The sequence below is a fragment of the Pseudomonas sp. GW821-FHT09H03 genome (assembly GCF_059415945.1).
This window is the reverse complement of the sequence record NZ_JBWKOF010000008.1, coordinates 287450-301316: the sequence shown is the minus strand read 5'-3', so window position 1 is coordinate 301316 and position 13867 is coordinate 287450. Positions and strand designations below refer to the sequence as shown.

The following is a 13867-nucleotide window of genomic DNA, read 5'->3' as shown; positions in this document are numbered from 1 at the left end:
GCAGCAGTTGCCCGTCCCGCGGGATCGGGCAACTGGTTTACGGGGCGCGGCTGCGCGGTTTAGAAGCGGTAGTTGACGCCGAGAGTCAGCGAGCGCTGCGGCGCGGGTTGACGACCCCAGGGACTGGTGTCGATACCGCGGTAGTAGTACTCGCGGTTGAACAGGTTGCTGATGCCTGCCGACGCGGTCAGCAGGCTCTTGTCGGCCAGCTTGAACTCACGCTCGATAGCAGTGTTCCAGAGCCAGTAGGCCGGCAGCTTGCCGACGCTGGCTGTGGCGTCTTCATCGCCTGAGTTGGCGGCATCGGTGTAGGCACTGCTGACGTACAGGCCGTCGAGGCTGTAGGTCCAGTGCTCGGCGAAACGGTAGCGACCGTCAACCGTGAACTGATTGCGCGAAGCGAACGGTACTTCGTTGTCCTTGAACTGGCCGTTGCGTTGCTTGGCATCGAGGTAGGCATAGCTGGCATGCAGGTCCAGGTCACGCATGGCATCCGGTGTCCAGAAAACTTCGGTCTCGATACCCTGGTGACGGGTGCTGCCCAGGTTCTGGAAACGGTCGGTCGTGGAGTTGTAGGCGATCTGGTCGTCGAAATCGATGCGGTACACACCGAAGTCGGCGCGAAAGCCGTCCCACGGGGTATAGCGCACGCCGGTCTCGTAGTTCCACGCCAGTTCGGCACCGACATCGCCTTCCTTGACGATCTGCGTGACTTGCGGCGGACGCAGGGACTTCTGGGCATTGGCGTAGACAAACCAGGCGTCGCTCGCTTGATAACCGACCGTCAGGCCTGGCAGCCATTCCTCGGATTTGTTCTCGCGGGAGAAACCGGTGATGCCGTCGCTGTAGTCCATGCGCGCGTTTTCGTAGCGCACACCCGGGGTGATGGTCAGGCGACGATCAAGCAGGCCGATGGCGTTGCTGAGGTAGAACGCACGGGCGTCATCGTCGAACGTCCAGTCGCGGAACGGCGCCGTCACGCCGGTAGCGAGGCTCTGGCGATTGACCTTGTAGTCGATGTCTTCCTTCACATAACGAGCGCCCAGCAACCAGGTCTGGCCGACCGTGTCGCCGTCGATGGTGCCACTGATGCGCGGCTCCGTACCCCAGACTTTAAAGTCGCGTGGGCCGTCCTGCTTGGTCACCGCCGTGCCGTCCGGGGTGAACGGCAGGCCGACCACGAAGTTACGGTAGCTGTCGTGGGCGAAGTTGGTCCAGCTGACTTCCACCGAGTCAAACGGCCCCATGCCGCCCAGGCGCTGGGTATACGTACCCCAGACGCGATTGGTGTCGCCTTCGAATCTGTCCAGGGGACGCGTCGATTGCCGTGGATCATCCTTGTAATCCTCCACGCTGAGCGCGCCGGCCAGTTCCATGTCGGCCTTGTAGCGCTGGATACCGAAACTCAGGTCGCGATCGTCGTCGATGTTCCACTGGCCACGCAGACGGTAGTTCTGCACATCCGTGTCGGAGTGCTCGCGACCGTACTCGCCTCCCAGGGTGTTGACGTCCAGCTGCAGGCCGAAGTTGTCGGTCAGGTAGCCACCAGTGCCCAGGTAGGTGTCCCACAACTGGCGCCCGCCGGCGTTGAAGGTCAGCTTCTCCTGCAGCGTGGTTTCCCACTCTCGCGGAATCGGCTTGCTGATGAAGTTGATCACCCCGCCGACGTTGTTCGGACCGTATTGCACCGCTGCGCCCCCACGCACGACGTCAATACGATCGACCATGGCCATGGTCACTGGAAACAGCGACAGCCCCGTCTGGCCGTAGGGCGCCAGTGCCAGGGGAATGCCATCGGACAACGCCTGGATCCGGCCGCTGCGACTCTCGTACAGCCCGCGTACCGAAATCTGAGGCAAGGCGCCGGTGCCGGTTTCGTCAAAGATCTTGATGCCCGGTACCCGTTGCAGCGCGTCGTCCACGCCGCGCACGCTCGCCTTGCTCAGTTCGCTGGAGTCGACCACGCTGCGGCTGCCGGCGTAGGTACGCACCTCCTGATCGCTGGCCGAGCCAAGAACGTCACCGGAAATAACCGTAGGTGCCAGATCCAGGCTACCGGCAGGCTCGATGGATTGATCGGCAGCCATGGCACCATGGCAAATACCCAGGCTGATCAGGCTGAGTGATAAGTGAAGCGATTTTGTTTTTTTCATCAGAACTTCGTTGGCTCATCTTTACTGTTGGAAAGAATGCAGGTGGGCTTTCAATGCCTTGTGCAGCACCCCCCGGTCTTCACCTGCGAGAAAGCTTTTGATACCGCGAGCACGCCACAGCGCGTTCTGTTCAGCCGTGCGCGGATTTGCGCAAAATGGAATGGCGGCGCCCTGGCAGGCATCGGCCATGTCTTGCAGCATTTGCCAGACCTGAGGATGGAGCGGGTCTGGTCCCAGACCCAGATCGAGCGACAGATCCAGTGCGCCTTCCATGATCATGCCCACCCCTGGCAGTTGCAGGATCTCGCGCAGCGCGTCGACGCCGGCGCGACTTTCGATCATGGGAATGATCGGCGTCTGGCGATTGGCCAATTCGATGTATTCGGGTAACGGCAGGCGACCGAATCCGGTAATGCGTCCGCCGGTTATGCCGCGTTTACCCAGGGGTGGAAAACGCGCCGCTTCGATGGCGCGCTGAACTTGCGCAGCACTTTCGGTGCGTGACAGCACAATCGCCTCGATACCGGCGTCCAGAGCCCGCCCGATCAGTTTCTCGTCCACTTGCGGGATGCGCAGCCAGGGCGAAATACCCGCGGCTTCACAAGCGCGGACACAGTGCATGAGGTCTTCTTCGGAGCGCAGCAAGTGCTCCACATCAAGAATCACGAAATCGTAGCCCGCGAATGCAATCATTTCGCAGAGCATTGGAGAAGGGACGGAGTTGAGCAGGCCGAAGACGGTTTTCCCTTCTTGCAGCCGGGAAAAGACTGGAGAAATTCGCAACACTGACACAAGTCCTTTAGGTCGAATTGTTGCCAATAGTAATCATTTACATTAGTAAGTAAATCAGTTTTACAATTAAAATCAATTTCATGCGATGTCGAATCGCCACATCTGCGGGGCGAAAATCGACGCAAGTCCATGCCCGCCTGGGCATCGCCAATCATGGGCCGGGATATATTTTTTTATGCAGGGAAAAGGTGCGTGAGCTCCCGAGCGGAAGCTGTGGAGTGTGGTGGTCTGGTTATGAACTCCATGCCGTTCTGCGCCACGAAGCGTGGCGCAGAACGTCCATGAAACGACCTATTACGAACTTACAGCAGCCTGTGCAACGTTGCGCGGCTGCAACTTGAACACGTAGAACAGCACGGTCAGCAGCACCAGGAATGCCGGGCCGACATACAGCGCCACGCGGGTATCCGGGAAGTAGGCCATCAGGCCGACTACCAGCACCAGAAACGCCAATGCCACGTACGAGCTGACCGGATACAGCCACATCTTGTACTTCAGGCCGGCACGCTCGCTGGCGCTCAAGCCTTTGCGGAACTTGAGCTGGGACAGCAGGATCATCACCCAGGTCCAGATCGCGCCAAACGTGGCAATGGCGGTGACCCAGACGAAGACTCTTTCCGGTGCCAGGTAATTGAGCAGCACCCCTAGCAGCAATACACCCATCGACAGCAGCAACGCACGACGCGGCACGCCGTTGCTCGAAGTCTTGGCGAAACCGGCCGGGGCCTGGCCGTTCTGCGCCAGGCTGTAGAGCATGCGCCCGGTGCTGAAAATGCCGCCGTTGCAGGAGGACAGCGCAGCAGTAATCACCACGAAGTTGATGATACCGGCAGCGGTCTTGATGCCCAGACGCTCGAAGGTCATCACGAACGGGCTGCCTTGGGTGCCGATTTCATTCCACGGGTAGATCGACAGGATCACGAACAGCGCGCCGACGTAGAACAGCAGAATTCGCCAGAACACCGAGCCGATCGCGTCGGGAATGGTCTTCTGCGGGTTCTTCGCTTCACCGGCGGTCAGGCCGATCATTTCCACGCCCAGGTAGGCGAACATGACCATCTGCAGCGACATCAACACGCCTTGCACGCCGTTGGGCATGAAGCCGCCATGGGCCCACAGGTTGGAAATGCCCAGTGCCACGCCGTCGTTGCCGAAACCGAAAGCGATAATGCCGATGCCGCCAAGCACCATCGCCACGATGGTGACGATCTTGATCAGGGCGAACCAGAACTCGAACTCACCGAAAGCCTTCACCGCGATCAGGTTGATCGAGCCCATGCTCACCAGCGCCGCGAGCGCCCAGATCCAGCGCGGTACATCGGGGAACCAGATGCCCATGTACACCGCCACGGCGGTAATTTCCGCGACACAGGTCACCACCCACAGGAACCAGTAGTTCCAGCCAGTGAGAAAGCCTGCCAGCGGGCCAAGGTAGTCTTGGGCGTAACGGCTGAACGAGCCGGCGACCGGGTTGTGCACGGCCATCTCACCGAGGGCACGCATGATCACCAGGATCGCCAGACCACCGATGATGTAGGACAGCATGATGGCGGGACCCGCCATTTCAATGGCTTTGGCCGAACCGAGAAACAGGCCGACGCCGATACAGGCGCCAAGGGCCATCAGGCGAATATGCCGTTCACCGAGTTCGCGTTTGAGCGGACCGCCCTGAGCGGTACCGTCATGGGGCAGGTGATTGCCGACTGCCATAGGGTTCTACCTCATTTTGTTATTGATTTGACCACCGAGTGAAGAAGCGCTGAACGATAGCCATTGCTTCTGCGACACCGGGCCTGCGTTGTGGGCGGGACCGTCGAGCAGGTAAAACCTGCCCGATCAGGGGACGTGCAGTATAAAAAGCTTAAAGCAGGGTTTTTCACTCTATAAACAACAACATTTAGCCATAAGTCCCGGGAAATGATGGTATTACGGAGGTAATTTACCTGACTAATGTAGGATTATTCGCGATTGAAACGGCGCGGAGTATTGCACAGCATTGGTGCATCGTCATGCGCCTGAGAAAGACCATGGTTACTCTTGGAACGCTCTAGCTCAATGCTTTCAGGCTTCCACCTGCCTTCCACTCTGGCGACAGGCTTGTGTGACCAGAGGACTTTTGTGACGAGGGGGCTTGCCTGTGGCGAGGGGGCTTGCCCCCGTTGGGCTGCGTAGCAGCCCTGAAAGCGGCGGATGCGGTTTATCTGACATTACAGGGTGATTATTGAGGGCTGCTGCGCAGCCCAGCGGGGGCAAGCCCCCTCGCCACAAAAGCTCCCTGTCCACAAAAGCCCCCTTGTCCACAAAAGCTCCCTGTCCACAAAAGCCCCCTTGTCCACAAAAGCCCCCTGTCCACAAAAGCCCCCTTGTCCACAAAAGCCCCCTGCCCACAAAAGCCCTCTGTCCACAAAAGCCCCTTGGCCACACAAGCAACTGCCACAAAACCCGTCTCGCCAGGCGTACCCTCCTCATCATCAGACAGCTTTTTGGTCGCAAATCCATGCTGGTCCGTGCATTATTTTACTGCTCACAATTTTTTCCCCATCGCCAACCACCGTCTAAGCTACAAACAAGTCCGATCAATCTGCGTGAATGGATCAGTCGACTATGGGCGCTTTGTGGCAAACCGATTCGAGTAAAACCGTGGTTCCGACTGAACGAGTGGATGAAGCGCCATTACCTGAAAAACCCCGTCGCTCCCGGCACGGGTGGGGGGCGTTCTGGCTGTTGTTATTGATCATCGCGATTGCCGTGGGGCTGGCGGCTGCCAGGGAGATGCGCACTTCGAAGTTCCAGGCCCAGGAAGTCAGCAAATATGCCGCATCCCTGAGTTATGAAATGCAACCGGGCCCCAGCGACTCCATTCGCTACCCCGGAGACGGTCCGTTCGACCGGCGCCTGGGCTACAGCTCACTGGATGAATTCCTGCCACGCCTGATCAAGCGCGATTTCGTCGTTGAAGCGCAAACGCGTTTTTCCCCGTCCCTGATGAGTTACAGCGGCAAAGGCCTGTTCGTGCCCTATGCCGAGAAAATCCAGGCCGGGTTGTCGATCACCGATTGCCGCGCGGCACCGCTGTACCAGTACAAGTATCCGCAACAACTCTATTCGAGCTTTACCGCCATCCCTCCGGTAGTGGTCAACAGCCTGCTGTTTATCGAGAACCGCTTCCTGCTCGACCCCAAACAGCCGCAGGCCAACCCTGCCGTGGACTGGCCACGCTTCGGCATGGCCGCCTGGTCCCAGGTCGCCAAGTTGCTGCACGTGCCCGGCCAGTCTGCCGGTGGCAGCACCCTGGCCACCCAGCTGGAAAAATACCGGCACTCGCCCGATGGCTTGACGGTCAGCGGCGCGGAGAAAATCCGCCAGATGATCTCCGCCACCGTGCGCGCCTATCAGGCCGGGCCGCAAACCCTCGAAGCGCGGCAGAACGTCGTGCGCGATTACCTCAACAGCGTGCCATTGTCGGCGGTACCGGGGCACGGTGAAGTGCACGGCATGGCCGAAGGTTTGCGCGTGTGGTACGGCTCCGATTTCAACCAGGCCAACGAGGCGCTGGCCAGTACCGCGACCGATCCGAAAACCATGGCGGACAAAGGCCTGGCCCTGCGCGAGATGCTGTCATTGATGATCGCCCAGCGCCGCCCTTCCCATTACCTGACCAAGGGCCACGATGAACTGGCCGACCTCACCAACAGTCACATTCGCCTGCTGGCGCAGAATGGCGTGATTGATGCGCAGTTCGCCGCCGCTGCCCTGGCCAGCAAGGTGGTTTACCGCGACTGGGCGACCCAGCCGACCATTCAACCGATCGAGACCAACAAGGGCATCAGCGTTGCGCGAAGTCGCCTGGCCGGCATGCTCAACCGACCGTTATACGACCTCGACCGTCTCGATCTCTCCGCCACCAGCACCCTGCAGGGTGAATTGCAAACCCAGACCACCGAATACCTCAAACACCTTGCCGACCCGGCCTTTGCCACGCAGATCGGCTTGATGGGCGAACGCTTGCTCACACCAACCACCACCACCCAGGTGCGCTACAGCTTCACCCTGTTCGAACTGACCCCGGACGGCTCGCGCGTACGGGTGCAGACCGACAGCACCGACCAACCGTTCGACATCAACGAAGGCAGCAAACTGGAACTGGGCTCCACCGCAAAAATGCGCGTGATGACCACCTACCTGCAAATCATCGCCGAACTGCACGACAAATATTCAGGAATGGCCATTGCTGATTTGAAGAAGGTCGAGGTGCCGGTTCAGGACCGCCTGAGTCGCTGGGTCGTCGACTACATGATCGAGAACAAGGACCGCAGCCTGCCGACCCTGCTCGGCGCGGCCCTGGACCGCAAGTACTCTGCCAGCCCCGGCGAAGCGTTCTTCACCGGTGGCGGCCTGCACACGTTCAATAACTTTCGCAAGGAAGACAACGCCCGCATTCCCACCCTGCGCGACGCCCTGCGTGAATCGATCAACCTGCCGTTCATTCGCCTGATGCGCGACCTGGTGCGCTACACCACCTATTCGGGCCCCAACAACAGCGCCGAACTACTCAAGGACGATCACGACCCCAGGCGCCAGGAATACCTGGCCTCGTTCGCTGACCGCGAAGGCACTTCGTTTCTGCTGAAGTTCTGGAAAAAGTACAAAAACAAGGATACCCAGGCGCGGCTCGACACCTTCCTCGACGCCATGCGTCCGACCCCGATCCGCCTGGCCGCGGTGCATCGCTACCTGTTGCCACAGGCCACCCAGGAAAGTTTCAACGGCTTCGTACGCTCGCACCTCAAGGGTGCCAAGCTCACCGAAAAACTCACCGATGAGCGCCTTCAACGGCTCTATCAATCCTACAGCCCCGGCGCTTACGATCTGCCGGATCAGGGCTTCATCGCCAAGGTTCACCCCCTGGATCTGTGGCTGATGGGTTATCTGCTGCACCACCCAGAGGCTGAGTGGAGCGAAATCGTCAAGGCCAGCCAGTTTGAACGCCAGGAAGTTTACAGCTGGCTGTTCAAAAGCCGGCACAAAGGCGCCCGCGACAGCCGCATCCGCACCATGCTGGAGATCGAAGCATTCCTCGACATCCATCAGCGCTGGCAAAATGTCGGCTATCCGTTCGACCACCTGGTGCCCTCGCTGGCCACCGCCATCGGCAGCTCCGGCGACCGCCCTGCCGCCTTGGCCGAACTGATCGGGACCATCCTCAACGACGGCATACGCATGCCGACCCTGCGTATCGACAGCCTGCATTTCGCCGCCGACACACCGTACGAAACCAAAATGATCAACGACCCGCAGGTCGGCAAACGCGTGATGCCGTCCGAAGTGGCGAAGGCCATGCGCGATGCTCTTTCGCAGGTGGTGGATGCCGGTACGGCCAAGCGCGTGGCCGGCAGTTTCAAACTGCCCGACGGCACGCCTTTGGCCATGGGCGGCAAGACCGGCACCGGCGACAACCGCATCGAAGCCATCGGTTCCGGCGGACGAATCCTCAGTTCCAAATCGCTCAACCGTACGGCCACGTTTGTGTTCTACATCGGCGACAACCATTTCGGCACGCTGACCGCCTTTGTTCCGGGGCGCTCGGCCGAAAGCTTCACCTTTACCTCAGCGCTGCCGGTGCAAGTGCTCAAGGGCATGGCGCCGATTCTGACGCCGTACCTGCAGCCGAACAGCCACACCGGATGCCAGCCGACCCAGGTGGCGCGCCAATGAGCATCCGTGGCGGTATATACGTATTTTTCTGATGCTGTTTTTCAATCCTTTGGCCGCACAAGCGGCCATTAAAGCGCTGGAATTCAAGCTTTTATTCCGCGCCTGAGGAGATAGGCTGATCATTCTTATCGAGACTCAAGGATGATCACGATGTCTGCATTACTTCCCGCCCAACCCACTGATCTGGATAAAGGCAAACACTACGACCTCATCAAAACCCGGATCAGCGACTGCTTCCAGACGGCGCCGCCGCACAGAACCGAAGTCCTGACCCGACTCAAACTGAAATTCGAAAAATGGCACACCCGCGACGCCCAATTGCGAGAAGCCAACAAACAGGCCTGGATCACGCAAAGCATCGTGGATCAGTTTTTCACGAGCGTGCAGGACGTCTACGCATTTGCCGCCCCCCTTCTGCAGGCCAGGCTCCTGGAAAAATATGGCGTCGAGGATGACGTGCGAACCACCTTCCTGCGCTTGTACATCGCGAGGAACAGCGACTGGTGGGTCATCGATACATCCGGCGGCGTCACCACCCGAACCGTTTCACTGCTCGATGCCGCGCTGCATAACTTCGCCGCCGGTGAAACCTTCGAAGACGATTGCGCGTTCATCACTGAGCCTGACGCCAACGGGCAGTTCGAGATCAAATCGATCAAAAACAAGATGAGCATCCAGCAGTTCCAGGATTTGTGCCGGGAACTGGATATCGGTAGCCAATACAGTAAGCATCTGCAAGACAAATTGAAGTCACCCCTCATCATTGTTCGGGAACCGCTCAAAGCAGCACTTATCGCCTGCGAAAAGGCCGCGCTGACCGCCGCTGCCGCCCTCGCGCTGATCAAGGGCGACATCAACCAGGATGCGCACCGGGTCGTCACACAAATGCTGGCGGGAACAGAAAAAACGGTGCGCAACGGCAAGGTCATCGGGCATGGCGCCCTGGCCTTGTTGGAAACGACGCTGACCGGCATCGTGGTTTTCGGCACGGCCGACAGGCTGCTTCCCGACCTCTACCCGATCATCGTGTACGTCCCCAATGACCCCGATCACCCGTTGAAGGAATACAAATCATCAGCTCACTTCGTCACTGAACTGAGCACTCAGCTGCGTGAAAACAGGGTGTCTGCCTCTTCACAGATGAGCTACCGCCAGTTTTTCAGTCAGTTCGTCGACCATAACCTGCGTGGGCATTTCTTCGCGAAAGTCGAAGAGCACCTCAACACCCTGACCTGGCATAAAAAGGATCCGCTGGACCAACGCCCGACCTGGCGTGAAACGCCGGTCAAACAACCCGACCTGCAATACCGGCGGATTTCACGCACCGGCGACCTCGCCGAGCAACTTTATCTACGCAAAATCGACAAAGTGCTCAGGGACGCCCGTGACATTGCCGTGTCCACCGCCGATGCCGACAGCGAGGCGCGCAAAGCGTGGTGGGACAACTTTCTGAAGATCGTGTCGGATCTGTTCAACGCCGCGCTGATGGTCGTCACACCGTTGGTGCCGGTCATCGGCGAACTCATGCTGGCCTACACGGCTTATCAAGTGAGCACCGAAGTCATCGACGGGGTGGTCGATCTGGCCGAGGGGCACTGGGTGGAGGCCACCGAACACCTGATCGGCGTATTGAACGAGGCGGCCCAGATGGCTGCCATCGGTGCCGGCGCCTTTATCGGCCAAGTCCTGGTGGCAAAAGCGTCTGCGTTCGTCGACGGTATGCTCCCCGTTACATCAGGTACGGGCACGACACGCCTGTGGAACCCCGACCTCGCGCCCTATGAGCGACTGAACAGCGATCTGCCGGTGCCTGCAAAACCTGATGCCAACGGCCTGTACACTCACGAAGGCAAACAGATTCTGCAGGTGGCGGACAAGCAATACGAGGTCGGGAAAGATTCCGTAACCGGCAAACAGTACCTGCGGCATCCCAAACGCGGTGATGCTTACCAGCCCCGCGTTGACCTGAACGGTGCAGGGGCTTATGTGCTCGAAACCGAACAGCCGCGCACCTGGGACAACGCCACCTTGCTGCGCCGGATCGGCCCGTCCGTGGAGAGTCTGAGCGACGCGCAGCTCGAAACCGCCCGCCAGATCAGCGCAACGGACCCTGGCGAGTTGCGTGCAATGTACGTCGAAAACCAGCATCCGCCCGTCTTGCTGACCGATACGATCGCCCGCCTGGATATCGATCAGGACATTCAAACGTTCATCGATCAAATGAACAGTGACGACCCGGTTGTTTATGGCAAGGCCGATTCCGTCACCCAAATGCAGGTCCTCACCGCCCATGGCATGTGGCCCGAAAAAGCCTCGATGCGCATCATCGACCGCGAGTCCAAAACCATCTGGGAGTACACCGGCACCAAAGCTGGCACAGGCAAGCGGCTGGTCGTTCAGCTTCAGGAACGGCAGTTACTCAACGGCGAACTGCTGAAAACCGTCATGGCAACCCTCGATGAAAATGGCACGTCGATCATTCTCGACCTTCCGGCCGACTCACTCCCGGCCTCCCTCGAGGTGCGAACCGGCGCACTGCGCAAACGGATCGCCAGTGTGGCGCAAAGCGATCGAACGAAATTGTTCAACGAGGATTACGCCAGCCGCGAACACGCCACAGAAAAAATGACGCAGCTGGTCAGGGACAAATATCCCGACATTCCTCAACAAGGCATCAAAAATTTGCTGGCCCAGGCTTCCCAGGGCGAATTGCAGATCATCACCGACCAAGGGCGCCTGCCTTTGCGCCTCAAGCGCAGGGCCTATGAACTGCAACTGGAAACCCGGACCGCCCGCGGCTCTGAGGGCTTTTACCGTGACTCACTGATCAACGCCGATACTGAACGCCTGACGCTCGGTGCCTTGCGAGTGCACAGCGACTCGCTGAGCGAACTGCGCATTGAAATCCGTGACGACAGCTTCGACGGCACGCTGCGCAACAGCGCCGGGGCAGAGGATGCCGCAACGGTGCGCATTCTGGTCAGGAACAAGGACAACCGCTACGAGGTACACGACAGCACCGGCACGAAACTGCACGAGGCCACCGACCTGTTTCAAGCCCTTTTGCAGGCGTTGCCCGAGGAAAAACAACGGGCGTTGGGCTACAACACCGGCGAAGCCAACCTGTTCAAGCAATGGGTCATGGTGAAAACCGAAACCGCCAGCGAACGACGCACGCTGCTTGATCAAAGACAACCGTCGCCGCTTGCCAAGCGCGAGGACCTCCTGCTGTTACGCGGCCCCTCGCTGTCAAAGAAAAGCGTCACATTGCAGGAACGCGTGAGGGATCTCTATCCCGATTTCAACGATAGGGAGGTTCAGGCCTTCGTCCAGTCACTCAACGCCAGGGGCGATGCAATCGAGTCCCTCAAACGTTTGAAAACGGAACTGAATGATCTGCGCGAGCAGCTAGAGATCTGGCAGTCGCCCCACACAGACTCTCCATCCCGTCGCCAGAAGTTCAGCCGCGAGGGTGGCGAGCACATCAAGAACCAACTGATAAAATGCTTCGAACGCAAAAGCACAGCTTTTGGCAGGCGCAGTTTGCATCCAGAGGGCGGCTACACACTGGATCTCTCGACAGACCCGGGGTTCTCGAAAGATCTCGAATTGTGGTGGAAAAAACTGCCAAATTTGCGCCCATATTTCGAACAGATCACCACGCTGAATCTGGATGACGCCACGTTTGGCGCAGAATCCAGCGGACTGCTGAAGGACTTCCCGAACGTGCGCCATTTGAGCGCCCGACAGTGCAAATTGACCCAGCTACCGCAAGGCATCGGCAGGATGCCTTTGCTCGAAACCCTGCGCCTTACCGGCAACAAAATTCGACTTGCTGCCGCTGACGTCGAGCGCCTCGCCAACCTGACCCGCCTGGAAACCTTGCGCCTGGACGCAAACCCGCTGGGAGCCTCGGTGAATGTCGCACGCATGCCACGATTGAAAGTGCTGAGCCTGAACAATACGGGCAGTACCGGCTGGCCTGAGGGCCTCTTCAGTTTGCGGCGGCCCAGGAGCTTTTTCCTGGACATGCTGGATAACCCCATAACCCGGATTCCAACGGTGCAGCCGGGTTCGGAGCAAGCGTTCATCATCGCTCGAACCCGCATCTTTACCGAAAACATCTCTGACGAGCTACGCGCCACTTTTCGAGATTATCGAAAGTCGGTAGGCATCAATCCGGACTTCTACACCTCCGCTCGAATCGAAGCTGAGTTGACCAAGTGGAAAGTCCCCAAAGATATAGACCATGCAACAGGTCATGCAGGTCTTGGTGCCTACCGGGTAGAAGCCTGGCACGATCTGGCCGGCGAGGAAAACTCCAGCGGGTTCTTCTCGGTCATCGAGGGCCTTGTGGCCTCGGCGGACTATCTGGCAGACGGTGAGCCGCGCCAGCAGCTTACCGACAGGGTCTGGCGCATGGTCGACGCCGCTTACCTCGACGACACAGTGCGCGACGAGATGTTCGAGATGGCCCTGTTCCCCACCAATTGCGCGGATGCCGGTGCCCAGCTGTTCAACAACATGGGGATCAAGGTACTTGTCTCGGAGGCGTACTCATACTCGACTTCGGCCGAAGAACTGCAGACTGCCCTGGTCAAGGTGGCAAAAGGTGCTGCCCGCCTGGGCGAGGTGAGCGAAATCGCGCGAGAGGATATCAAGTCGCGCGGCGGCGACCCTGATGAAGTGGAAGTGCACCTGGCCTATGAAACCGGGCTTGCCCCGCGTCTGGATCTGCCTTGGCAATCCTACAAGATGCGTTACCGGGAAATCGCCGGGGTCAGCGATGAGATGATTGACCAGGCCTACGACAAAATCATCAAAGACGAACGGGCTGATGGCCTGGTGAACTTGATGCTGGACCAGCCGTTCTGGACCGATTACCTGAAGGAGACCTTTGCGCACCAGCTCAATCAAAATACCAAGGCGTTCCAACTGAAAGTGGGCCTGCTCGAAGATCTGCGTGAAGCACAGCAGGCATGGGCAGACGCGCGCAACTTGCCCGAAGCGGAGCAAGCACCGCTGAAGGCCAATTTGATCAAGCTCGCCGGTCAATGGCCGGTGCCCGAAGATACGGTCCTCACCGGTAACCCGATGACCGATGAGACTTATGCAACGCTGACCCTCGAAATGGCGGATGAAGAGAAGGCCCTGAGCAGAACCTTGACCCGTCAAGCGCTGGCAAGAGTCGGGGCGTAACCACCCGC

At 59.1% G+C, this 13867-nt stretch carries 5 protein-coding genes; 2 read left to right on the top strand and 3 right to left on the bottom strand.

Features of this window, described 5'->3' with window-relative positions:
• Positions 1-59: 59 nt before the first annotated feature.
• The 3 genes from AC07OG_RS14185 to AC07OG_RS14175 all read right to left on the bottom strand — a co-directional run bounded on the left by AC07OG_RS14185 (position 60) and on the right by AC07OG_RS14175 (position 4655).
• Positions 60-2153 carry a TonB-dependent receptor family protein gene (locus AC07OG_RS14185; protein WP_495067313.1) on the bottom strand — a complete coding sequence of 698 codons (2094 nt, stop codon included), beginning with the start codon at positions 2151-2153 and terminating at the stop codon, positions 60-62.
• A gap of 21 nt (positions 2154-2174) precedes the next feature.
• Positions 2175-2858 (bottom strand): HpcH/HpaI aldolase family protein, encoded by a 684-nt coding sequence (locus tag AC07OG_RS14180; protein WP_495067330.1) that lies wholly within the window; start codon positions 2856-2858, stop codon positions 2175-2177.
• Positions 2859-3239: 381 nt separating this feature from the next.
• Entirely contained in the window at positions 3240-4655 is a 1416-nt protein-coding gene (locus tag AC07OG_RS14175) for an amino acid permease (protein WP_060543173.1), read from the bottom strand.
• Between the two features lie 894 nt (positions 4656-5549).
• Here AC07OG_RS14175 and AC07OG_RS14170 point away from each other — a divergent pair.
• Both AC07OG_RS14170 and AC07OG_RS14165 read left to right on the top strand, forming a co-directional pair.
• The gene (locus tag AC07OG_RS14170) at positions 5550-8660 is read left to right on the top strand and encodes a transglycosylase domain-containing protein (RefSeq protein ID WP_495067312.1); all 3111 of its coding nucleotides are present in this window, start codon (positions 5550-5552) and stop codon (positions 8658-8660) included.
• 150 nt (positions 8661-8810) lie between these two features.
• Positions 8811-13859: an NEL-type E3 ubiquitin ligase domain-containing protein gene (locus AC07OG_RS14165; protein ID WP_495067311.1), complete on the top strand. Its 5049-nt coding sequence runs from the start codon at positions 8811-8813 to the stop codon at positions 13857-13859.
• Positions 13860-13867: the final 8 nt, after the last annotated feature.

Coding starts and splice junctions, on each gene's coding strand:
- AC07OG_RS14170 (WP_495067312.1), top strand. CDS start 5,550: ATGGGCGCTTTGTGGCAAACCGATTCGAGTAAAACCGTGGTTCCGACT.
- AC07OG_RS14180 (WP_495067330.1), bottom strand. CDS start 2,858: ATGCTCTGCGAAATGATTGCATTCGCGGGCTACGATTTCGTGATTCTT.
- AC07OG_RS14165 (WP_495067311.1), top strand. CDS start 8,811: ATGTCTGCATTACTTCCCGCCCAACCCACTGATCTGGATAAAGGCAAA.
- AC07OG_RS14175 (WP_060543173.1), bottom strand. CDS start 4,655: ATGGCAGTCGGCAATCACCTGCCCCATGACGGTACCGCTCAGGGCGGT.
- AC07OG_RS14185 (WP_495067313.1), bottom strand. CDS start 2,153: ATGAAAAAAACAAAATCGCTTCACTTATCACTCAGCCTGATCAGCCTG.